Origin of the sequence: Azospirillum sp. TSH20, assembly GCF_003115935.1 — a bacterium.
Lineage (GTDB): Bacteria > Pseudomonadota > Alphaproteobacteria > Azospirillales > Azospirillaceae > Azospirillum.
Genome location: NZ_LGQU01000015.1, coordinates 12,201 through 33,604 on the forward strand (window position 1 = coordinate 12,201; position 21,404 = coordinate 33,604).

Consider the following 21,404-nt stretch of genomic DNA (forward strand, 5'->3'; position numbering starts at 1 on the left):
TTTAAGACGTGTAGAAGTGTTGATTATAAATTGTAAGGAAATAGGCTTTCTGGAGCAGAAATCTCTTTTTTAATAATCTCGTTTCCATTAAATATAGTGGTAAAGCCAAACGAAATGAGGATGCAGGAAATTTCCCAAAAATGCTGACTGGCGATCACTATAGCAAATTTCTTTCGCTGCTGGAAAGCAGCAGGACTTGTTAGGATTGGAAGGCCACAGAACTCACCAGCCTTCATACTGTCCAAGAAAAAGTCCGCTTTCCGTCCATTCTCTAGCAGCCATTGATACACAATTTTCCCTCCGCCCCCAGCACCGTAGATTGCCAAGGTTTCCATTCCATTCAATTGAGAAATATCAGTCAGATTGGGGACCAAGGTTTGGAACTGGACAAGCTTGTGCAAAGCATGTTCCGAACTCAATGGATGTTTGGTTGGATAGGATGCAAGGAAGCTTAACTCAGAAGGAAGGGCCATATATTTTTCCCAATTGTTAGCTTTATAAAAAGCCGATCCTCCTTTGTCTTTCCGAGTATCGACGATAATTCTTTCAATTTCGTCATCAATCTTTTTTGCCATTACAGCATAAGAAAACATACCTGATTCTATCAAGTGGCTGTAAGTGCGATCGACCATATTCTGTAGACTTTCCAGATCGGACATCCGGTCCAGAATTTCTTCAACATTGGAGAAATCACGTTTAACCGGAAGGTAATGCTCTTCTTCCCGAAGTACGCCTGCATATTTACCCTCGACCATCACCAGAGGAGTTCTCGTGATAGTTGCTTCAAACACTCGTGGAGAAACTTGGCCCGTGTCAAAAGAAACTTCCTGCTCCACAATCTCTGCAAGAAAATCCTCGCATGTTGCTTCTGGCCGAGCCAAGCGGAATTGTGTTTCCTGCCGTTGAAGATCGCCGTGCCAATCAAAGACGCTGGCGCCTGATTCACTTCCCAAAGCTCCTTGGCAAGATGCATTGAAACGCAACCAGTCATCACCATAGATTTTGGCCTCTTCAGTCCAAGCAATATCTGCCGGAATTCCCCGTCGCAGACAGGCTTCGTGGAAGCGCTGCCCAACTTCAATCTTTAATCTTCCCAATTCACCCCATCGCCAGATATGCGGTGTAACGCGATATCCAAGGGTCAGCGGACGCTGTGCCAAAGGAGCCAGAGTGAGATTGGACGGCAGAGACCTTTGACGAGCATAGCCAGTCAGAAGGCGAACAATTTTGCTTCCACCGAACACATCATCTGGGAAGACTACCGGCCAAGCCTCTGGCGGCAAGGTCGTGAATAAAATGTGCGGACGCATGCGAGCAATTCTTTTACGAACAGTCAAGGTGTTTTCTTGCTCATCCTGCAATATGACAATTCGAATTCCTGAGAACCCAGCAACAAATGCCTCACAAGCATTGCTGAACAATGGACCATAATGGAGTCTGCAGCAGAAGTTTACCAGAACTGCATCGAATGGCTCATACGCAGCCTGGGGAACTGCACCGTCCCCTGCCTCCATGAAAAGGACTTCATGACGCGAGTGTGCCTGGAAGCCATCCAGGTAATCGCGGATGGCGCCTATAGAGGCAAAGCGGGCGGCATATAGGACGAGCAGACGCATTTTTCGTCATAGACCTTTGACACGGTTGGTTTGAGACGTGGCCATCTGCTCCAAGGTCTCTAACGGTTCTCGGGCCCAACGCCGCAATGGGATCGCAGCATGAGCAATGCCCGGGCCAGCTTGTAGAGCGTGGCGGAAGTGCTCAGCCGCTTTGCTCATATGGCCAGAAGCAGCAAGAATCAGAGCCCGGTTCATAGCGATCCATGCAGCCCCCTGTGGATCGCTGTGCACAATACAATCGGCACTGATTTGATCAGCCTCTTCAGTCATCCCCCTGCGAAGCGCCAACAGGGCAAAGCTGGACTTGATTGCCATAAGCTCTGGTGCGAGTTCGTGGGCCTGGCGCAGCGCGTCTTCGGTCTCATCCAGAAGTCCTGCGTCGAGGAGCGCTAGGGCAAGGGAATGCCAGACGCCTGCGGAGTGGGGAGCCAGTACGGCGGCTTTGCGAAGCAGCGGAAGAGCTTTGTCCAAGGTCCCTAGGCATTGATGTGTAATCCCCGCAGCGCTTTGGATCATGGCATCATCCGGTGCCATCCGCACACATTGGTCAAAAATGATAGAAGCAGAGCCGTAATCCCCTTTGTTGAATAGCTGGTATCCGTATTTGTGGGTTTGCTGTGCTTCTTCCGCACTAACTGCGCCAACTGGTACTGTGTTGAATTCGATGGAACCTGCTGTGACATTCCCATTCAACACCATGGCGACAGCATGGAACCACCGGTCACCTGCGTCGCTACCTGGAAATTGGATAATCTTTTCTGCATGTTTGAGGGCCGCAGACCAGTCTTGACTGTCAAGTGCCTCTTCCCGTAACCGTCGCCGGCCGAGAGCCTCCCATAGGGGCGATGAAGCATTTGTCCCGCCCTCGTTGCGGGCCGCTTCCACTGAAACCCCTTGACCGATGAGAAAGTCGGTTAACACCACACGGGCGGTCCAATGCTCGGGCAGAATGGCGAGAGTTTGGCGCAAATGGGTCAGCCCTGCTTGCGTCTCATTTTGACGCAACAAGGCACGGCCCATCTCGAAATGGTAGTTGGACCGGACGTCTTGAGCGATCGCTTTTCGCCAACGATCAACGTCAATCTGCTTCGCAGTCTCACTCACTCGAGCCTCCCGATATCTGATTGGCAGACTATCTGAAAGCAGCAATTTGTGGAAAGCACCTTATTCGAAGGAGCGTCTTAGTCCACTGACGCAGACATAAGATTCACAGCGAGCCTCCGACATGCGATTCTGTCGGCATGGCCCAGACCGTCAGCATCATTGTTTGGATTGGAGGACCGCGCGTTTGGCCGCGGTCCTCGGTGACCGCGACCGCCCGCAGAAACTTGTGCAGCGGGTGAACATCGTTCTGCTCTCGGTCGCGCGGCTGCCGGTCCTGGAGGTGGCCCGTCGGGCCGGCGTCAACCGCCCGACGGTTTGGCGTTGGCAAGTTCGCTACGCCGAACAAGGCGTCGACGGGCTGTTGCGCGACAAGACGCGTAAGCCCGGTCGGGCGCCGCTGCCGCCCGCCACTGTGGCCAAGGTGCTGGCCCTGACACGCAGCCGCCGAGCGCGGCTTCCAGGTGTCGCCGGACCTGGTCTTCGCTGACGATGGCTACAGCGGTGCCCGCCTTGATCGCCCGGCGCTGGACCGGTTGCGCGATCTCGCCGCGGAAGGCGGCGTGGCGGCGGTGCTGATCGCCGCGCCGGATGCCCCGGCCCGGCTTGCCATCACCGCCCGCTTCGGGCATCACAACTCACAGAGACTCTGCCAATGACCGGAGGGAGCTTCGGTCACAGGCCAAATGGGCACGATTCCGATGCCGAGAGTTGGGTACGAGCTTGCTTGAGATCGCCCTCCATTCGAGGACCGGCACTGCAGCAGTTTGTTTTAGGGAGACCCTGATGAAGGTTGTGCGTAGTATTCAAGATGTGCCGTCCGATCAAAACGTTTATGTATTCGGTGCCGGATCAGGAGGTCGGATCGCGCTCGCAGCATTGCGCGCCTCTGGACGTCGGGTTTCCGCGGTCATCGACAGCGTCAAGACAGGCACCATCGATGACTTAGAAATCCTCTCGCCGGAGGCGTTCGGAGCATTGAACCTTCCGGATGCACCGGTTCTGGTTGCCAGCCAGTATTGGGCCCCCATTCTCGACACCCTGTATCAGAATGGGCACCGTTCAGTATTTAATGCCTACCCATTCGTTCTTGAAAATGCGCACTTGTTGAACGGATCTTGGGCTCTGCCGTCGGCGCCCAGCCTTCCTGGTGGTGAAGACGAACCAACACCAACTGAATTCTGGAGTGACTTCAACGTTGCTCAGCACCGGGCGTTCGCTACGGCTGAAGAGTCCTTGGCTCATTTGGAGTGGAGAAACTCCATCTATATATATTATAGTGACTTGATGCCGACGAGTGGGATGGACGGCAAGGTGGTGCTGGACTATGGCTGCGGCCCCGGTCTTGATTTGGTGGGATTCGCTGTCAATTCGCGGCCCTCTCGCTTGATTGCCGCGGACATTTCGCCAGTTGCGCTGTCCGAGGCGCGGCACCGTGTCGCCCTTCACGGGGTGGAGATCGAGTGGACGCAGATCAATCCAGAAAATGTTCGGTTGCCGTTTGAAGACGCCAGCATCGACCTGATCCACAGTTCTGGTGTCCTGCACCACACCCCTGATCCCATCGCCATCATGCGCGAGTTCAAGCGTATCCTGAAGCCGGGCGGCCAGGCTCAGATCATGGTCTACAACCGGAACAGCATTTTTGTGCATCTTTATGTTGCTTATCTGCAGATGCTGAAGGAGGATCATTTCAAAGGCTTCACTTTGGAACAGGCATTCCAACGCTTGACCGATGGTCCCAATTGTCCAATCAGCGAGTGCTATACACTCTCCACCTTCATTGACATGGCTCGTCAGGCAGGACTGAGGGCGGAATTCACCGGCAGTGCCATTTCCGTCATGGAACTGGATTGGCTTGCTCAGCGCAACGCCGCCCTTCTCGATCCGCGACTTCCACGGGAGAGCAGACAGTTCCTCTACTCGCTGACCTTCGACAGCAGGGGGTGCCCCCTGCACAACAATACCGTCGCCGGGATCGATGCCTGCTTCCGCCTGACTGCCCTCTGAAAGACGATCGAACAAGCCCTCTGAGGCAAGTTTCACCCGTCTCGAGATCCGCTTTCCAGTTAACTCGGCGATGGCGGTCCAATTCGCCGCCATCGCCCGTGCCTTGTATCGGGGAATGCCGTAACCGGTCGGCATTCAGGCACCGGCGGGGGCCGGGCAGCGGAAGCGATGTACAAAGCGACAAAATGGCGGTTTGTTAAGAAACTCCTCCTACCCTGCCAATTCCTAAGCAAGCGGCCGATCATGCCCTGCCCGCCGCCACCACAGCCTTCGCTTCGATCGTGGCGGCGTCCTGGCGGCAGGATATGTTCCGCAGGTGGGACAAAGCCTTTTCAGGCTGGAACGGATTCGGAAGGACGGGAAGCGCATGTGCGGAATTGCCGGGGTAATCGCTCTGACAGCCGGGCCACTTGAGCGGCCGGCGGCCACCGTGGCGGTGATGAACCGGCTACTGGCCCATCGCGGTCCGGACGGACACGGGCTTTGGGTCGCTCCCGACCGCCGGGTCGCCCTTGGACATCAGCGGCTCAGCATCATCGACCTGTCGGCGGCCGGGGCGCAGCCGATGCACGGCCCGGGCGGGCTGACGCTCACCTACAATGGTGAGATTTTCAATTACATTGAGCTTCGCCGGCGCTTCCAAGCCGGCTATCCGTTCCGCACCCGCACGGACAGCGAATGCATCCTGGCCGCCTACGCGGCTTTGGGGCCGGACTGCTTGGACGAGCTGCGCGGGATGTTCGCCTTCGCACTTTGGGACGAAAACCGACAGCAGCTGTTCTGTGCCCGCGACCGATTCGGCGTCAAGCCCTTCTTTTACGCCCAGGTGGATGGCCGGTTCTATTTCGCCTCCGAAATCAAGGCCCTCCTGCCCTTTCTCCCGGCCGCGGAACAGAACCCGGCTGGCTTGGCCGAGTATCTGACCTTTCAGTACACGCTTGGCGAGGAAACCCTGTTCCGGGGCGTCCATCAGCTCCTGCCCGGACAGGCGCTGCGGGTGGATCGGGATGGCGTGCATGTGTGGCGCTATTGGGATGTCCAGCATGACATGGACCTGGACCACAGCGCCCAGTATTTCGTGAACCGCACCCAGGAACTGGTGGAGGAGGCCGTCGGCCTGACCATGGTCAGCGACGTGCCGGTCGGGACCTACCTGTCCGGCGGCTTCGACAGCAGCCTGGTCACGCTGCTGGCGGCGGAGCGTCAGCAAGCGCCGGGGCCTGCCTTCCACGGCAAGTTCTCGGTCCCGCCCGGCTTCGACGAGAGCCACTATGCCCGCATCGTGGCCGAACAGTCCGGCAGCCCCTTATACGAAGTCGACATCACGCCGTCCGATTTCCTGACCCATATTGAACAGGTCATCTACCATCTCGACGTGCCGATCGCCGGACCTGGCAGCTTTCCGCAATACATGGTCTCGCGTCTCGCGGCCCAGCACACCAAGGTGGTTTTGGGGGGCCAAGGCGGGGATGAAATCTTCGGCGGCTATGCCCGCTATCTGCTGGCCTATTTCGAACAGTGCATCAAGGCCGCCATCAACGGCACCTATCAGAACGGCAACTTCGTCGTCACCATCGAATCCATCGTGCCGAATCTCGGGGCGCTGCAGGAATATGTCCCGCTGATGCAGGAGTTCTGGCGCAAGGGCCTGTTCGGCTCCCTGGACGACCGGTATTTCCAGTTGATCGACCGCTCCGCCGACATGGAGGCCGAGGTGGACTGGGCTCAGCTGGACAAGACGGCCGTGCTGGACAAGTTCAAGGCCATCTTCAACAACAGCAACAATGTCCGCAAGGAAGCCTATTTCGACAGCATGACCCATTTCGACCTGAAATGCCTGCTGCCGGCCCTGCTGCATGTGGAGGACCGGATGAGCATGGCCCATGGTCTGGAATCCAGGGTGCCGCTGCTGGACCACAAGCTGGTCGAGTTCGCCGCCACCATCCCCGCCGACATCAAGTTCAAGAACGGCAAGCTGAAGCACCTGCTGCGTAAGGCGTTCAAGGGCAGCGTGCCCAAGGAGCTTTACAGCCGCCGCGATAAGATGGGCTTCCCCGTGCCGCTGAAGCCCTGGCTGGACGCCGAACTGAAGGACTTCGTCCACGATCTCTTCGGATCGCAGCAGGCCCGGCAGCGGGGCTTCATCAACACGGACGTGGTCTTGGGCAACCTAGCCAATTCCGGTCGCTTCTCGCGCAAGCTTTGGGGTCTGATGAGCCTGGAGCTCTGGCATCGGCGCTTCATCGACCAGGCGGCGGAATTCCGCCGGATGCCTGCCGCCGAGCCTGAGATGGTTCTTTCCCCGACGGGGGAAGCGGTGGCATAGAGCATCCAACGTTGCGTGGTTCGGCATGAGGCCGGTCGCAGGAGGGGTCATGAAGGTTTTCGTCACCGGGGGAGCCGGTTTGGTCGGGTCCACCACGATCGACATGCTGCTGGAACGCGGCGATCGGGTGGTCGCCGTGGACAATTTCGCCACCGGACGCCGCGATAATCTCGCTTCGCATCGGAACCTCACCCTGGTCGAGGGGTCCATCACCGACCGCCCGCTGATCCGGCAGTTGATGGGAGATTTCCGGCCCGACGCCGTGATTCACACCGCCGCGTCCTACCGCGACCCGGAAGACTGGCCCACCGATGCGCAGTCCAACGCCGTCGGAACCGCCACCATCGTGCGTGAAGCCAAGGACGCCGGCGTCTCCCGGCTCGTCTATTTCCAGACCGCCTTGTGCTACGGGGTGAAGCCGCTGGTCCAGCCGATCCCGCTCGACCATCCGCTGGATCCCGGCAACAGCAGCTATGCCATCTCGAAGACCGCCGGGGAGCAGTACATCCAGTACAGCGGCCTGGATTTCGTTACCTTCCGTCTGGCCAATGTGGTGGGTCCCCGTGGAGTCAGTGGCCCGATCCCGATCTTCTACGAGCGTCTGGCCCAGAAGAAGCGCTGCTTCGTCACCCCGGCCCGCCGGGACTTCGTCTTTTCCGGTGATCTCGCCCGCACGGTGCTCCGCGCTGTGGATGGTGTCGGGCACGGCACTTATCATTTCTCTTCCGGGACCGATGTGGCCATCCAGACGCTCTACGATCTGGTCGCCCGCTCCATGGGGCTGAACGAGGTGCCGGAGCCGGATATGCGTCCGCTCGGCCCGGACGACGCCCCGACCATCCTGCTGGACCCGGCCCGCACCTTCGCCGACTTCGGGCGGCCGGACTTCACCCCGATCGAGGAGATCGTCCGCCGCAGCGTCGAGTATTACCACACCCACGGGGTGCAGGGCGGCTATACCCACCTGAAGGATCTGGGCAAGAAATGATGCGCCTGCTGATCACCGGCGGAGCCGGCTGCCTGGGGTCCAACATCGCCGAGCATGCCCTTGCCCAGGGGGCGGCGGTTCTCGTCCTGGACAATTACGCCACCAGCTTCCGCGGCGGTCTGCCCCCCCATCCGAACCTGCGCGAGGTGGAAGGATCGATCCTGGACGACAGCCTGCTGGCCCGGCTGTTCGACGAGTTCGCCCCCACCCATGTGGTGCATGCCGCCGCCTCTTATCAGGACCCGAACGACTGGGTGGGCGACCTGCGCACCAATGCGGAGGGCACGGCCAGGGTGCTGGCCGAATGCGACCGTTCGGGCGTTCGGCGGCTGATCTACCTGCAGACGGCCCTGTGCTATGGCAAGCCGCGCCAGACGCCGATCCCGGTGGACCATCCCCTGGCCCCGATCACCAGCTACAGCATCTCCAAGACGGCCGGCGAGCAGATGCTGCCGCTGGGACGGACGCCCTGGGTGTCGCTGCGGCTGGCCAATGTCTACGGCCCCCGGAATTATACCGGGCCGATCCCGATCTTCTTCAAGCGTCTGCGGGAAGGAAAGCGCTGCTTCGCCACCGATGCCCGGCGCGATTTCCTGCATATGGACGATTTCCTGGACCTGCTGGACCGGGTTCTCGACGAAAGCGGGGCACAGGGTGTGTTCAACGTGTCGTCGGGGACGGACGTCAGCATCGCGGACCTGTTCAACGCCATGGTGACGGCGATGGGCATCACCCTTGATGACCCCGTGGAGGTGCGGCCCCCGGCCGACGACGATCTTGCAACGCTGCTGCTGGATCCGGCGCTGACGGAACGGACCTTCGGCTGGCGTGCCCGCATCGGGCTGGAGGAGGGGTTGCGGCGGCAGGTGGCCTGGTTTGACCGCCATGGGGTGGAAGCGACCTTCACCCATCTGACCGCGGCCCGGGGCTGAAGGGAAGGAAACAGGAATGAGCGACAGCAGCGCATTCGCCGGCAGCCGTATCCTGGTGGTGGGCGGGGCCGGCTTCGTCGGCAGCAATCTCTGCCATATGCTGGCGGCCCAGCGCCCCGAGGCGCTTTTCATCGTCGACAATCTTCTGTCCTCCCATCCCTCCAATCTTCCGGAGGGATCGGGCGTGCATTTCGTGCTGGGGTCGATTGCCGACGACCGGCTGCTCGCCGACCTGCCGGAACGGCTGGACTATGTCTTTCACCTCGCCTGTTTCCACGGCAACCAGTCCTCCATCGCCGATCCGATCGCGGATCACGACAACAACACCATCACCACTCTGAAGCTGTTCGACCGGCTGTCCCGCCGCCGCGACGTGAAGCGGGTGGTCTATGCCGGGGCCGGCTGCGCCGTCGCGAAGAAGACCTTTGACGGAGCGATGGCGACGCCGGAAGACGCCCCGGTCTCGCTGTCCCATGACAGCCCCTACTCCATCTCGAAGCTGGTGGGCGAGATGTACGCCGCCTACTACGCGCGCCAGCATGGGCTGCCGGTGGTGACGGCACGGTTCCAGAACATCTATGGTCCCCGGGAAATCCTTGGTGCCGGCAACTGGCGGGGAACGGTCCATTCGGTCTGGCGCAACGTCATCCCCACCTTCGTCTGGAAGGCCCTGCATGGGGAAAGCCTGCCTCTGGACAATGGCGGCATCGCCAGCCGTGATTTCATTTTTGTCGAGGATCTGGCGCGCGGCCTTCAGGCCTGTGCCCTTCGCGGCACCGCGGGCGAGGTTTACAACCTCGCCTCGGGGGTGGAAACGACCATCCGCACCCTGGCGGAGACGATCAACCGCCTGACCGGCAATGCCGGCGGCATCGATCTGCGTCCGCCGCGGCCCTGGGACAATTCCGGCCAGCGTTTCGGATCGACGGAGAAGTCCCGGCGCGAGCTTGGCTTTGCCGCCGAGATCGGCCTGGAAGATGGCCTCGCGCGCACCATCGACTGGACGCGCGCCAATCAAGACCTGATCCGTCATTGCATGAACCATCACCAATGGTTCCTCGACCATCCGGGTGCCGGCCGCTGGCCGCAGCTGTCGCCGGCTCTGTCGGCATGACCGGGCCGCTGCTGAAGCTCTGTTCCGTCGTCGGCGCCCGCCCGCAGTTCGTCAAGGCGGGGGCGGTGGCCAAGGCCATGACCGGAAATGCCATCGACAATGTGCTGATCCACACCGGTCAGCACTACGACTTCAACATGTCGGAGGTATTTTTCCGCGAACTCGACCTTGCTCCGCCGGCGCACAACCTGGGGGTCGGTTCAGGGTCCCATGCGGCTCAGACCGCCCGGATGCTGGAAGGGCTGGAGCCTCTGTTCGAGCGCGAAAGGCCGGACGCCGTGCTGGTGTATGGCGATACCAACTCCACCCTGGCGGCGACCCTGGCGGCGGTGAAGCTGGGCATCCCGGTCGCCCATGTGGAGGCCGGCCTGCGCTCCTTCAATCGGGCGATGCCGGAGGAGATCAACCGGATCGTGGCCGACAGCGTCTGCGACCTGCTGTTCGCCCCCACCGTCGAGGCGATGGAGCAGCTGCGGCGGGAGGGACAGCCCGAGGAGCGCATCCGCCTGTCCGGCGACGTCATGTACGACGCGGCCCTGATGACCGCCGATCTGGCCCGGCGGCAGAGCAGCATCCTGGACCGCCTCGGCCTGACGGAAAAAGGCTTCCTGCTGGCAACCATCCATCGGGCGGAGAACACCGACGATCCTCGCCGGCTGAGTGTGCTGATCGAGGCGCTGGAGCTGGCCGCGGAAGCCCTGCCCGTGGTCCTGCCCCTGCACCCGCGCACCCGCGCCGCCCTGGACCGCCTGGGGATTTTGCAAAAGGCGGCCCGACGCTTGAAACTGATCGAGCCGGTCGGCTTCATCGACATGGTCCGGCTGGAGATGTCCGCCCGCACCGTCGCCACCGATTCCGGTGGCGTTCAGAAGGAAGCCTTCTTCTATCGCGTTCCCTGCTGCGTCCTGCGCAACGAGACGGAATGGCGGGAATTGCTGGAGGCCGGCTGGAACCGCCTGCTTCCTCCCGGTGACGATCCAGGGGCCATGGCGGCGGAACTGCTGGCCGAACGGCCTGCGGGGCGCGACATCGCCCCCTATGGAAAGGGCGATGCCGGCCGCATCATCGTCGAAACCCTGCTCGACCGCTATGGCAGACGGTCGGGCGCATGACCGCCGGGGGATCCGTCCGGCCACAGACAAGAGGCGCCATGAAAACGTTCGCCCTGACCGGGATCGCCGGCTACATCGCCCCCCGCCACCTGAAGGCGATCAAGGAAACCGGCAATCGGCTGGTTGCGGCCCTCGATCCGAACCAGAGCGTCGGGATCATCGACAGCTATTTTCCCGAGGCCGACTTCTTCACCGAGTTCGAGCGCTTCGACCGGCATATCGACAAGCTGCGGCGCAGCGGCCGGGGGATCGATTACCTGTCCATCTGTTCGCCCAACTACCTGCACGATGCGCACATCCGCTTCGCCCTGCGCAGCCACGCGGACGCCATCTGCGAAAAGCCCCTGGTGCTCAATCCATGGAACATCGACGGGCTGGTCGAACTGGAGGCGGAGTCCGGACGGCGCGTCCACACCATCCTGCAACTGCGCCACCATCCGGCGATCCTGGCCCTGCGCGACCGGGTGGCGGCAGCCCCGCCCGGCCGGGTGTTCGATGTCGACCTGTCCTATCTGACCTCGCGCGGGAACTGGTATTTCGCCAGCTGGAAGGGGCGGGACGATCAGTCCGGAGGCATCGCCACCAACATCGGCGTGCATTTCTTCGACATGCTGGGCTGGATCTTCGGGCCTTGCCACGGCAATCGGGTGCATATCCTGCGGCCCGACGCGGCGGCGGGACTGCTTGAATTCTCCCATGCCCGGGTGCGCTGGTTCCTGTCCATCAATGCCGATCATCTGCCCGAGGCCGCCAGGGCGAAGGGGCAGCGCACCTGGCGCTCAATCGCCATCGACGGGACGGAACTGGAGTTCAGCGAGGGGTTCACCGACCTGCACACCGTCAGCTATTCCGAGATCCTGGCAGGACGGGGCTATGGGCTGCAGGACGCCCGGCCTTCCATCGAACTGGTCCATGCGATCCGCAACGCCCAACCCCTCGGTTCAGGCGGGGATTGCCATCCGCTTGCCCGACAGCTCGGTTGACCGGAGTGACCGACCACATGACCGAGCCCCTGGCTGAAAACGGCTGGACCGCCCATTCCTCGGCCATCGTCGACGACGGCGCGCGGATCGGTGCGGGAACCCGCATCTGGCATTGGACGCATGTGTGCGGCGGCGCGGTGATCGGCACGGACTGCTCGCTCGGGCAGAACGTGTTCGTCGCCAACCGGGTGCGCATCGGCAACCGGGTGAAAATCCAGAACAACGTCTCGGTCTACGACAACGTGGTTCTGGAGGACAGTGTGTTCTGCGGACCGTCCTGCGTGTTCACCAACGTCGTCAATCCGCGCGCCGAAATCACCCGCAAGGACGAATACCGCGACACCCTGATCCGCCGGGGGGCGACGCTGGGGGCCAACTGCACCATCGTCTGCGGCGTTACCGTGGGCGAATACGCCTTCATCGGGGCCGGTGCGGTGGTCACCCGCGATGTGCCCAACCATGCGCTGATGGTGGGGGTACCGGCCCGCCGGGACGGCTGGATGAGCAGGGCCGGCGCGCGGCTGGGAGCCGATCTGGTCTGTCCAATCGACGGAACGCGCTATCGCCTTTCCGATCCCGAGCAGCTGGAGCCGATGCCATGACCGCCATCCCCTTCATCGATCTGGCCGCCCAGCGCCGCCAGCTGGGTGCGCGCCTGGACCGGGCTATGGAGCGGGTCCTGGACCATGGCGGCTATATCCTGGGACCCGAGGTGCAGGAGCTTGAACGCCGTCTCGCCGGGTTCTGCGGTGCCCGCCACGCCATCGGCTGCGCCAACGGGACCGATGCCCTGGTGCTTGCCTTGATGGCCAAGGGGGTCGGAGCCGGGGATGCCGTCCTGGTGCCGTCCTTCACCTTCGCCGCCTCCGCCGAAGCGGTGGTCCTGGCCGGCGCCACCCCGGTCTTCGTCGATGTGGGGGAGGATTTCAATCTTTGCCCCGACAGCCTGGAGGCCGGGCTTGAAACCGCCCGCGCCCTGGAATTGAGGTCAGTGGCGGCGGTGGTCGTCGATCTGTTCGGCCAAGCCGCCGACTATGAGCGGATCGGCGCCGTCTGCGCCAGGAACGGGCTTTGGATCCTCGCCGATGCGGCCCAGTCCTTCGGCGGCATCCACCCCGGGGGAAAGGTCGGGACGCTGGGAATGATCACCACGACCAGCTTCTTCCCGGCCAAGCCGCTCGGCTGCTACGGCGACGGCGGCGCGCTGTTCACGGACGACGACGATCTGGCGCGGACGCTGCGCAGCCTGCGGGTGCATGGCCAGGGCGGCGACAAATACGACAACGTCCGGGTCGGGTTGAATTCCCGCCTGGACACGCTTCAGGCAGCCATCCTTCTGGAGAAGCTGGAGATTTTCCCCGACGAAATCGAGGCGCGCAACCTCGTCGCCGAACGCTATGCCGAAGGGCTGGGCGATGTCCTCGTCGTGCCGGTCATAGCGGACGGTGTGACCTCGGTCTGGGCGCAATACACGGTGCGCGTCGGCGGCAACCGGCGCGACATGCTGGCGGCGCGGCTGAAGGACGCAGGCGTTCCGACGGCGATCTATTATCCCAAGCCCCTGCACCGGCAGACGGCCTACCGCGCGTTCCCGTCCGCTGGCAGCCTACCGGTCAGCGACCGCCTGTCGGCCGAGGTGCTCAGCCTGCCCATACACCCCTACCTGGAGCCGGCGGTGCAGGACCGCATCATCCGGGCCGTCCGCGACGCCTTGCCGGCATGACCGACCACAGGCCGCTTTCCCCCCGCCGTGCCAGCGGGCATGATCGGGACCTATCCTCGGACAACGCCATATGAGCATGATGACGCCCCAGCATTCCCTTCCCGATCCGGCCGTGCTGACCGAACATTTCGAGGCCCGCCGGGGAACCGTCGCCGTCATCGGGCTGGGCTATGTCGGGCTGCCGCTCCTGCTGGCTTTCGGGCAGGCCGGTTTCGATGTGATCGGCTATGACATCGCTCCGGAAAAGGCGGAGCGGCTGATGCGCGGCGACTGCTACATCCAGCACATCGACTCTGCCCCGCTACGTCCGCTTCTGGAGTCCGGCAGGCTGAAAGCGACCGCCAGGATGGCCGATCTGGCCGGCGCCGACGTGGCCATCATCTGCGTGCCCACTCCGCTGACGGCGCAACGCGAACCCGATCTCAGCTATATCGAGAAGACGACGGCGGCACTGGAGCCCTATCTGAAGCCGGGGCAACTGGTGGTGCTGGAATCCACCACCTGGCCCGGAACGACGATGGAGGTGATGCGCCCGATCCTGGAGCGAGGCGGCCTCGTTGCCGGGCGCGATTTCTTCCTGGCCTATTCGCCAGAGCGCGAGGATCCGGGCAACGCCCGCTACTCCACCCGCACCATTCCCAAGGTCGTCGGCGGCGACGGCGAGGCCGCGACCGCCATGGCCGCCGCCCTGTACCGTCAGGCCATCGGCGACGTGGTGCCGGTCAGCAGCACCCAGGTGGCGGAGGCGGTGAAGCTGACGGAAAACATCTTCCGTTCCGTCAACATCGCCTTGGTCAACGAGCTGAAAGTCGTCTATTCCCGCATGGGAATCGATGTCTGGGAAGTCATCAATGCCGCCAAGACCAAGCCCTTCGGTTACATGCCCTTCTATCCGGGACCCGGCCTGGGCGGCCACTGCATCCCGATTGACCCCTTCTACCTGACTTGGAAGGCGCGGGAGTTCAACGTCAACACCCGCTTCATCGAACTGGCGGGAGAGATCAACTCCCAGATGCCGGGCTATGTGGTGGGGGTGCTGCAGAACGCCCTGAACGACCACGCCGGTGTGGCGCTCAGGGGCAGCCGGGTCCTGCTGCTCGGCATGGCCTACAAGAAGAACGTCGACGATGTGCGCGAAAGCCCGGCCTTCGCCCTCCTCTCTCTCATGGAGGAGCGGGGGGCGGTCGTCGACTATCATGACCCGCATGTGCCGGAGATCCCGCCCACCCGCGAGCATGCCCAGTATTCCGGGCGCCGCAGCATTGCCCTGACCGCCGAGGCTTTGGCAGGCTATACGGCGGTGCTGATCTGCACCGACCATGACACCGTCGATTACGGGCTGCTGGAAAGTTATCCGGGGCTGATCGTCGACACTCGCAATGTGATGGCCGGCCGGCGCACTCGGGGGACCATCGTCGCCGCCTGAGATCGTCGCGCCCCGATTAGGAGCTCTCCAGATCGGGCCGACCCAAGGCGATCAGGCGCGGCGGCGGCAATCCGTTGGCCGCCGCCTGTTCGCGCATCAGTGCCGCCAGCCGGTCGGCATAGCCCAGCGTCACCAGCACCAGGGCCACCTCCAAGCCGGCCATCTCGCCCATGTCCCGCACCGGCACCCCATGGAACAGTGGAGCCGGGACGAGATGGCCCATCAGGTCGGCATAGGCCGCAGGCTCCAGCCCGGCCTCGCGGGCGTAGCGGATGAAGTCCGGCCCCATCCCGCCATCGCCGCCCACGGCCAGGACACCGAAGCGGCCGTCCGTCCGCCCCCGCATCCGCTCCACCAGCGCCCGGCAGACCGGGCCATGGCCGCCCTCCAGCCCCAGCAGGTCTGCCGGCTGGCGGAAGATCCCAGGAACCAGGCGGGTCAACGCGCCTTGTGGCCAAGGGGCGAGGGCCGGGCGCAACCCCAGGGCCAAGGACAGGATCGGACCCTCCCCCATCTCCGCCAGCGGTCGCACGGCGGCCAGGGCCGTGGCGTCGCAGAGGACGCGCTCTCCTTCCGTGCCGTCGTTCTGGTCATAGGCAAGACTGCCGAGGATGTCCGCCTCCAGCGCGGTCGGCCGCAGCAGGACGGCGGCGAGCGGCAGGAAAGCCTGCACCCCCGTGACCGTCGCCCCTTCTCCGCGGGCCGGATAGACGGTCGTCATCAGGTCGGCATAGCGGCGGATGCCCTGCTGCAGCAAAGCCAGAAGCCGCCGCTCCCCACCCTTGGCCGGCGGTTCGGCCAAGAGCGGCACCACCCGCCCGCCGGCGTCCCGCCGATGGCCCAGCGTCGTGCCGTCCAGCCCGGTCAGCACCCGTTCCAGGATTTGCGGGCTGCGATAGAGCACCCGGCCCAGGGTCATCCCCGTCCTATCCTGTCCGGCAAAGACCTGGACCCCGATGCCGTCGGCAAGAGCATGGACGATGTCGGCGACGGCATAGGCCAGGAAGATGCGGCAGCGCGATCGTCCCTCCGGCAGCAAGCGCGCCACCGCGGCGGGCGTGCTGCCGCGGGCGCCCAGATCGACCAGCGCCACCGGCTCTTCCCGCCCCAGGACCTGCGCCAGATGGTCGAGCAGCCGCTCCCGCGCCTCTTCGGCCAGACGCGCGGCGCGGGCGCGCAGATCCGGGTCGTCGAACAGGGCCAGCACCCGGTCGGCGGCGGCCCCGGATTCTGTCGCCGGCTTGGCCAGAAGCTCCTCCAGCCTCAGTCCGGCAAGGTCCTGCAGGGTGGCCGGCACCTCTCCACCCGCCTGGACCAGCAGCCGGTCCCAGGGCAGGTGCGGCCGCTCCCCCAGGATGCGGCGGGCCGCGGCGGCATCCAGCCCCGCCAGTTCCAGTGGCATTAGCGCCTGACGGGACAGGTGGAGGGCCACCACCTCCATGTCATAGCCGCGATGGGCGATCCAGTCGCGCATCAGCGGGGCGAACACGGCAGCCTCGCGCATCAGCGGGGCAATGCGGCGGATGCCCTGGTGCCGGCACTCCTCCACCACCCAGCGGCAATATTCCGCCACCGCCGGTCCCAGCACCAGGGCGCCGAACTCCAGCGCGAAGGCATCCTCCGCGTCATCCTCCCGGCCGGCCAGTGCGGCCAGTCGCCGGGGTGGAGGCGGAGCGTCGGCCGCCAGCCCCATCACACTTCGCTCGCGCTCGCGCAGGCGCGCCAGTCCCGGTCCCGGTACGTAATGGATCGCCTCCAACCCGGCTGCGCGCGCCATGGCGACGTCGCCCAGCGGGTCATCTCCGATATGGACGATGCGTCCGGGAGGGCAACCAGGATGGGCGGCCAGCAGCAGCCGGAAAAGGCCGCCGTCTCGTTTCGAGCAGCCTTCGGCACCGGAGACATGGAGGCGGCCATAAAGCTCCGGCCCGATCCCCGCCGCCGCCAGCAGCCGCGCCAGATCAGTGGGCGACAGATACATGTCCGACAGCAGGACCACCGGGATCCCCGCTGCCGACAGGTTTTGCAGCACGGTCAGCAGCAGGGGATTGGCGAAGATCCATTCGGCCTCCACCTCCAGTTCCAGGGCGGCCAGCATCGCCGGATCGGCCGTTTCGGACAGGAGGTGGCGAAGTTCGGCATGGATGGCGGCCAGCCCCACCTCCGCGCTTGCGACCCGGGTCCTTGCGCGTCGTTCCGCCTCCTCCCGGGCCAAGCGAAACAGCACGGGCGTCAGTCCGGGCCTGATCAGCCCCATGGCGGAAGCCCGTTCGCCCACCGCCTCGAACAGGTCGCCGGGCTGCTCCACCCGGCGCAGCAGGAGGGTGTCGAAGACGTCGAACGACACCAGCAGAGGCTGGCGATCGAGAATGCTGGACAGGGTCATGGGAAGAGGCCGGAGACGTTCAACGGGGAGGCCGGTTATCTTTCTCCGGCAAGCGGACATAAGGAAAGACGCTTCTCCGCTTCGTCGCTTACCCCACAATCTTCCACGACCCGTCGGGCTGGCGGCAGGCGGTGCCGAAAGCCTGTTCGGTGCGGCCACCGACGACGATGGTCTGCTGGAACTCGCGGCAATAGGCGCCGGAGCCGTCATAGCCGTCTTTGACCGGCACGATGACGCCCTGGTTGCCGGACTGCGGGTTGTTCCAGGTGATCCGCTGGCCGATGGGGGCGCTGTAGGCCTGGACCGCGGCGCGGTCGGCATAGGCCTGGTCGGCACGGTCGAGCGAGGCGCCGAGTTCCCGCCCGGCGAAGGCGCCCAGCAGCGTGCCGATGCCGACCGCCACCAGCTTGCCCGAGCCACCGCCGAAGCGCGAGCCGATCAGGCCACCGGCGATGGCGCCGCCGACGGTGCCGAACCCTTCCTTGTTGCCCATCGACCCGGTCTGACAGCCGGCCAGCGTGGTGGACAGCGCGAGCACCGCGATGGCGGCGATGCGGGGGAAACGGGACTGGGCACGCATTGGAGGACTCATCTCTGTTCCGAGGGTTGTCGTCCTCTGGTTATAGCGCAGGCTTCGCCGTTTGTGCAGCCGCCCTCTCCGGCAACCGAACGCCCTTCCCTTGCGCGTGCATTTGTGACCTATTTTGCACGTATATTGAACGGACCCGCATCGGGAGGGTGCATGACCGCCGACGCATCGTATGCTTTGAACCGATTGTCCGACGCAGCGATCAATACCGATCCATTCCCCCATCTGCTCGTATCGGATTTCCTGCCCGCCGATCTCTACACCCGCGCCTGTGCCCAATGGCCGGACCCCGCAGCCTTCGGTGTCTTTCAGACCGACGAGCTGCCGTCGCGTCACCAGGTCCAGTTGACCGACCGTTGGCTGGCCCAATGCGGCGGCGAGCGGGGCCTGACATGGCGCGCAGTGCGCGACTGCCTGTTCAACCCCGATGTCGTCGCGCTGATGGCCGAGCGCTTTCCACAGGTTCGCGACAAGCTGGCCTGGGTCGATGCACCGCCGGTGCTGAACGTCCGCATCATCGAGGACCACACCGGCCACGCCATGTTGCCGCACACGGACATCGAGGCGACGATGTTCTCGATGCTGCTCTACATGCCGGCGGACGGCGCCTTGCCAAATCCGCAAGCACCGCAATTGGGCACGGCGCTGTACCGTCCTCGCGATCCTGATTTTCGCGGACGGGGAATGGACCGATACCCGCGCGCCGATTTCGACCTGGTGGCCCAGGCTCCTTACCGGCCCAACCATCTGCTGGTCTATGCGCCGTCCGACCGCTCGTTCCATGGAGTGGAACCGGTTGCCGCCCCTTGCGAGCGGCGGCTGCTGATTGCCTTCGCGGTGATGGAAACCCGCCATCCGTCACAGCGCTGCACGCGATGAGGAGCATCCGTCCGGTCAAATCTCCAGCCCGTTGATCGCCTCGGCCCAGGCATGGGCGCCTTGGATCGGGTGCAGGTGGTGGTCGCCGGGGTTGGGGCTGCGGTAGGCGTCGGCGATCACGCCTGTTCCGGCGTCCAAAACACGCGCGAGAATGTCGGTATAGGGGAGCTTCCGCCGGGCCGCTTCCGCCGCAAGCCGCCGGTTGTAGTGCATCGTCAGGTCGGTGCGTTCGCGCAGGCTTGCGGTCACCACATGACGGGCACGCGCCACCGCCCCATGGTGATGGCCATCCGGGATGGTGGGAGGAACGGCTCCGGTCACCACGATCCGGCTGTAGCCGGCATCGATCAGCGCATCGAGGAAATTTGCATAGGCGGTTATGGAGGCCGCCAATTGCGCCTCCACCGGCTCGCCAAGGGTCTGGGCCCGCCACCAGATGACGAATCCGCAATCGACCTCGCCAAGCTGGATGACCGGAACAACGCCCGGCAGAGGAGGCAGCAATGCCTTTTGGAAATGGACGATGGCCTGGGTTTGGCTTTCCGGATTGCGCAGGCCGACGGCGGTGGCGCCGGGGACAATCAGGAACTGGGACCGGCGGCGGAACAGACCGAAGGTGGCCGCGATCTCGAAAGACTGGACATGGCTGTCGCCGACGAAATACCAACTGTGCATCGCCTGTCCCTGTCCGTCTCGCCGTCCAACATACCAGTGTTCGGGGACATCACAACGGTTGAGCCCGTCACGGCCGGAGCCAGGGCATCCCGCCCCGCCGGGTGCTTTCGACGGCTGGCGGCTGCGGCATGCCCATGCCCGCATCCCTCCTGAATGGTCGTCTCGGAACCCTCCGGGTAAAAAAACGCTTCCGCTCCGCCGGTCAGTGGCCTACGGCGAGAACCTTGCTTTATTTATGCATCCCAAGCTATTCATTTCCGACACTTGCGCTACCGAAAAGGTCGTGGCCGATGGCCGGATTTGAAGGATCTCTGCCGCTGCTCGGCGGGCTGTCGATGCGCCCTCCCCGGCCGTCGGACGATGATTTCCTGCTGGGCCTGTTCATGGACGCCCGTCCCTGGCTCGCCCATGCCCACCACGACCGCGATTTCATCCGCATGCTGTACGAGCAGCAGTACAGCGCCATGCGGACCGGTCAGGAAACCCGCTACCCGCAGCATCTGGATTTCGTGGTGGAGAAGACCGGTCAGCCGGTGGGCCGGATCGTCATGGATCTGGGGCGCTGGGACTGGCGTGTGGCCGAGGTGGAGATCCACAAGCTGGCCCGCGGCAAGGGCATCGGCACCAACCTGCTGCGCAGCCTGCAAGGCTCGGCGATGCAGCTTCGCCTGCCCATGACCCTGTCGGTGAGCGAGACCGACACACGCGTCCACTGGTTCTATCACCGGTTGGGCTTCGACCTGCTGGTGCAGGCCCCGCCGATGCTAGAACTGATCTGGTTGCCGCCCGACCATCCCGGCATCCAGCATCTGCCGCCGCAGATCCTTCCGCCCCAGATGCGACAGAGCGCGCCGGCCACTCCGCCGAAGGCCAGCTTCTGAAATGAGAACCGCCGCTCCCGCAGGACGGGAACGGCGATCCGCAAAGGCAAATCGCGGCGGCCGATCGCGGCGCGGCGGTCAGTTCAGGACGAGTTCGAAGCAGGCGCGCGCCGGGTCGCGCGGAACCGACCGGACGACGAAGAACGGCCCCATCGCCCCTTCAATCGGGTGATCGATGAGGAAATTCCCGTTCCCCAATCCGCTCTCTCCCGGCGTTTCGAACGTCAAGGCGAAGGATGTCCGCTTCGCCCAGCGGGGGGTGAACTCCGGCCGTTCGAGGATCAGGGTCAGTTCGACCTCAGCGATTGGGGACCGGTCCTCCGGCGCCAGGAATCGGAAGGTCTGGCCGACATGGGGGGTGAAGCGTTCGGCGGACAGCGTGCTGTAATCGGCGGTCATGGCGGGCGTTCCGGGGGCAGGGTGGCGTTCCGTGGATTTTGCGGATCGAAAAACGCCCCGGCCCGCGCAACGCGGAACCGGGGCGCCAGCCTATCGTCAGTCGCGGGTCGGGAAAAGACCCATGGTGACGATGTACATGGTGACCGCCAGATAGGGCTGCAGGTTGGTGAACGGAACCGGCGCCGCCACGCCGCCGCCCGGCGACACGGTGACCGTGCCGCCGGCACCGGACACCGTGACGGTGCCGGTGGCGGTGCCGGTCAG

General features: G+C 63.7%; 19 protein-coding genes and 1 pseudogene. 14 read left to right on the plus strand and 6 right to left on the minus strand.

Features of this window, described 5'->3' with window-relative positions; genetic code table 11:
• Positions 1 to 23: 23 nt before the first annotated feature.
• Together TSH20_RS34560 and TSH20_RS04160 are read right to left on the minus strand one after the other, a co-directional pair.
• A complete protein-coding gene (locus TSH20_RS34560; protein ID WP_146205443.1) occupies positions 24 to 1,616 on the minus strand; it encodes a hypothetical protein in 1,593 nt (530 codons plus the stop codon).
• A 6-nt stretch (positions 1,617 to 1,622) separates the two neighbouring features.
• Positions 1,623 to 2,720: a hypothetical protein gene (locus TSH20_RS04160; RefSeq protein ID WP_109073547.1), complete on the minus strand. Its 1,098-nt coding sequence runs from the start codon at positions 2,718 to 2,720 to the stop codon at positions 1,623 to 1,625.
• Positions 2,721 to 2,857: 137 nt separating this feature from the next.
• On the opposite strand from TSH20_RS04160, the pseudogene TSH20_RS04165 reads away from it, so the two are divergent.
• The 12 genes and pseudogenes from TSH20_RS04165 to TSH20_RS04220 all read left to right on the plus strand — a co-directional run.
• Positions 2,858 to 3,156, plus strand: a pseudogene (locus tag TSH20_RS04165) (helix-turn-helix domain-containing protein); the annotation flags it as partial.
• A 25-nt stretch (positions 3,157 to 3,181) separates the two neighbouring features.
• A complete protein-coding gene (locus tag TSH20_RS04170) occupies positions 3,182 to 3,376 on the plus strand; it encodes a recombinase family protein (protein ID WP_109073548.1) in 195 nt (64 codons plus the stop codon).
• Between the two features lie 127 nt (positions 3,377 to 3,503).
• Positions 3,504 to 4,727 carry a class I SAM-dependent methyltransferase gene (locus TSH20_RS04175; protein WP_158281947.1) on the plus strand — a complete coding sequence of 408 codons (1,224 nt, stop codon included), beginning with the start codon at positions 3,504 to 3,506 and terminating at the stop codon, positions 4,725 to 4,727.
• 367 nt (positions 4,728 to 5,094) lie between these two features.
• The gene (gene asnB, locus TSH20_RS04180; protein WP_109073550.1) at positions 5,095 to 7,053 is read left to right on the plus strand and encodes an asparagine synthase (glutamine-hydrolyzing); all 1,959 of its coding nucleotides are present in this window, start codon (positions 5,095 to 5,097) and stop codon (positions 7,051 to 7,053) included.
• 49 nt (positions 7,054 to 7,102) lie between these two features.
• Entirely contained in the window at positions 7,103 to 8,041 is a 939-nt protein-coding gene (locus TSH20_RS04185; RefSeq protein WP_109073551.1) for an NAD-dependent epimerase/dehydratase family protein, read from the plus strand.
• Positions 8,038 to 8,973 carry an NAD-dependent epimerase/dehydratase family protein gene (locus TSH20_RS04190; protein ID WP_247871593.1) on the plus strand — a complete coding sequence of 312 codons (936 nt, stop codon included), beginning with the start codon at positions 8,038 to 8,040 and terminating at the stop codon, positions 8,971 to 8,973. Before TSH20_RS04185 ends, TSH20_RS04190 begins: the two co-directional genes overlap by 4 nt.
• 16 nt (positions 8,974 to 8,989) lie before the next feature.
• Positions 8,990 to 10,087: an NAD-dependent epimerase/dehydratase family protein gene (locus TSH20_RS04195; RefSeq protein ID WP_109073552.1), complete on the plus strand. Its 1,098-nt coding sequence runs from the start codon at positions 8,990 to 8,992 to the stop codon at positions 10,085 to 10,087.
• Complete coding sequence (gene wecB / locus TSH20_RS04200; RefSeq protein WP_109073553.1) at positions 10,084 to 11,199, plus strand: UDP-N-acetylglucosamine 2-epimerase (non-hydrolyzing); 1,116 nt, start codon at positions 10,084 to 10,086, stop codon at positions 11,197 to 11,199. Before TSH20_RS04195 ends, wecB begins: the two co-directional genes overlap by 4 nt.
• 38 nt (positions 11,200 to 11,237) lie before the next feature.
• On the plus strand, positions 11,238 to 12,182 hold the full coding sequence (locus TSH20_RS04205; protein ID WP_109073554.1) for a Gfo/Idh/MocA family oxidoreductase: 945 nt from the start codon (positions 11,238 to 11,240) through the stop codon (positions 12,180 to 12,182).
• 17 nt (positions 12,183 to 12,199) lie between these two features.
• Positions 12,200 to 12,784, plus strand: coding sequence for an acyltransferase (locus tag TSH20_RS04210; protein WP_109073555.1), 585 nt, complete (start codon positions 12,200 to 12,202; stop codon positions 12,782 to 12,784).
• Complete coding sequence (locus TSH20_RS04215) at positions 12,781 to 13,905, plus strand: DegT/DnrJ/EryC1/StrS family aminotransferase (RefSeq protein WP_109073556.1); 1,125 nt, start codon at positions 12,781 to 12,783, stop codon at positions 13,903 to 13,905. Before TSH20_RS04210 ends, TSH20_RS04215 begins: the two co-directional genes overlap by 4 nt.
• Before the next feature lie 70 nt (positions 13,906 to 13,975).
• Entirely contained in the window at positions 13,976 to 15,331 is a 1,356-nt protein-coding gene (locus tag TSH20_RS04220; RefSeq protein ID WP_109073557.1) for a nucleotide sugar dehydrogenase, read from the plus strand.
• 16 nt (positions 15,332 to 15,347) lie between these two features.
• Here the strand turns inward: TSH20_RS04220 and TSH20_RS04225 are convergent, their stop codons facing one another.
• Together TSH20_RS04225 and TSH20_RS04230 are read right to left on the minus strand one after the other, a co-directional pair.
• Positions 15,348 to 17,717 (minus strand): HAD family hydrolase, encoded by a 2,370-nt coding sequence (locus TSH20_RS04225; RefSeq protein ID WP_109073558.1) that lies wholly within the window; start codon positions 17,715 to 17,717, stop codon positions 15,348 to 15,350.
• Between the two features lie 88 nt (positions 17,718 to 17,805).
• Entirely contained in the window at positions 17,806 to 18,297 is a 492-nt protein-coding gene (locus TSH20_RS04230) for an RT0821/Lpp0805 family surface protein (RefSeq protein ID WP_109073559.1), read from the minus strand.
• Positions 18,298 to 18,459: 162 nt separating this feature from the next.
• Between TSH20_RS04230 and TSH20_RS04235 the strand changes: the two genes are divergently transcribed.
• Positions 18,460 to 19,185, plus strand: a complete 726-nt coding sequence (locus TSH20_RS04235; RefSeq protein ID WP_109073560.1) for a hypothetical protein — start codon at positions 18,460 to 18,462, stop codon at positions 19,183 to 19,185.
• 15 nt (positions 19,186 to 19,200) lie between these two features.
• Here the strand turns inward: TSH20_RS04235 and TSH20_RS04240 are convergent, their stop codons facing one another.
• A complete protein-coding gene (locus TSH20_RS04240) occupies positions 19,201 to 19,860 on the minus strand; it encodes a hypothetical protein (protein ID WP_109073561.1) in 660 nt (219 codons plus the stop codon).
• A 290-nt stretch (positions 19,861 to 20,150) separates the two neighbouring features.
• Between TSH20_RS04240 and TSH20_RS04245 the strand changes: the two genes are divergently transcribed.
• Positions 20,151 to 20,741 carry a GNAT family N-acetyltransferase gene (locus TSH20_RS04245; RefSeq protein ID WP_109073562.1) on the plus strand — a complete coding sequence of 197 codons (591 nt, stop codon included), beginning with the start codon at positions 20,151 to 20,153 and terminating at the stop codon, positions 20,739 to 20,741.
• A 78-nt stretch (positions 20,742 to 20,819) separates the two neighbouring features.
• On the opposite strand, the gene TSH20_RS04250 is transcribed toward TSH20_RS04245, so the two are convergent.
• The gene (locus TSH20_RS04250; RefSeq protein WP_109073563.1) at positions 20,820 to 21,140 is read right to left on the minus strand and encodes a hypothetical protein; all 321 of its coding nucleotides are present in this window, start codon (positions 21,138 to 21,140) and stop codon (positions 20,820 to 20,822) included.
• Positions 21,141 to 21,404 lie beyond the last annotated feature (264 nt).

Coding starts and splice junctions, on each gene's coding strand:
- TSH20_RS34560 (WP_146205443.1), bottom strand. CDS start 1,616: ATGCGTCTGCTCGTCCTATATGCCGCCCGCTTTGCCTCTATAGGCGCC.
- TSH20_RS04175 (WP_158281947.1), top strand. CDS start 3,504: ATGAAGGTTGTGCGTAGTATTCAAGATGTGCCGTCCGATCAAAACGTT.
- asnB (WP_109073550.1), top strand. CDS start 5,095: ATGTGCGGAATTGCCGGGGTAATCGCTCTGACAGCCGGGCCACTTGAG.
- TSH20_RS04185 (WP_109073551.1), top strand. CDS start 7,103: ATGAAGGTTTTCGTCACCGGGGGAGCCGGTTTGGTCGGGTCCACCACG.
- TSH20_RS04190 (WP_247871593.1), top strand. CDS start 8,038: ATGATGCGCCTGCTGATCACCGGCGGAGCCGGCTGCCTGGGGTCCAAC.
- TSH20_RS04195 (WP_109073552.1), top strand. CDS start 8,990: ATGAGCGACAGCAGCGCATTCGCCGGCAGCCGTATCCTGGTGGTGGGC.
- wecB (WP_109073553.1), top strand. CDS start 10,084: ATGACCGGGCCGCTGCTGAAGCTCTGTTCCGTCGTCGGCGCCCGCCCG.
- TSH20_RS04205 (WP_109073554.1), top strand. CDS start 11,238: ATGAAAACGTTCGCCCTGACCGGGATCGCCGGCTACATCGCCCCCCGC.
- TSH20_RS04210 (WP_109073555.1), top strand. CDS start 12,200: ATGACCGAGCCCCTGGCTGAAAACGGCTGGACCGCCCATTCCTCGGCC.
- TSH20_RS04215 (WP_109073556.1), top strand. CDS start 12,781: ATGACCGCCATCCCCTTCATCGATCTGGCCGCCCAGCGCCGCCAGCTG.
- TSH20_RS04220 (WP_109073557.1), top strand. CDS start 13,976: ATGAGCATGATGACGCCCCAGCATTCCCTTCCCGATCCGGCCGTGCTG.
- TSH20_RS04225 (WP_109073558.1), bottom strand. CDS start 17,717: ATGACCCTGTCCAGCATTCTCGATCGCCAGCCTCTGCTGGTGTCGTTC.
- TSH20_RS04230 (WP_109073559.1), bottom strand. CDS start 18,297: ATGCGTGCCCAGTCCCGTTTCCCCCGCATCGCCGCCATCGCGGTGCTC.
- TSH20_RS04235 (WP_109073560.1), top strand. CDS start 18,460: ATGACCGCCGACGCATCGTATGCTTTGAACCGATTGTCCGACGCAGCG.
- TSH20_RS04240 (WP_109073561.1), bottom strand. CDS start 19,860: ATGCACAGTTGGTATTTCGTCGGCGACAGCCATGTCCAGTCTTTCGAG.
- TSH20_RS04245 (WP_109073562.1), top strand. CDS start 20,151: ATGGCCGGATTTGAAGGATCTCTGCCGCTGCTCGGCGGGCTGTCGATG.
- TSH20_RS04250 (WP_109073563.1), bottom strand. CDS start 21,140: ATGACCGCCGATTACAGCACGCTGTCCGCCGAACGCTTCACCCCCCAT.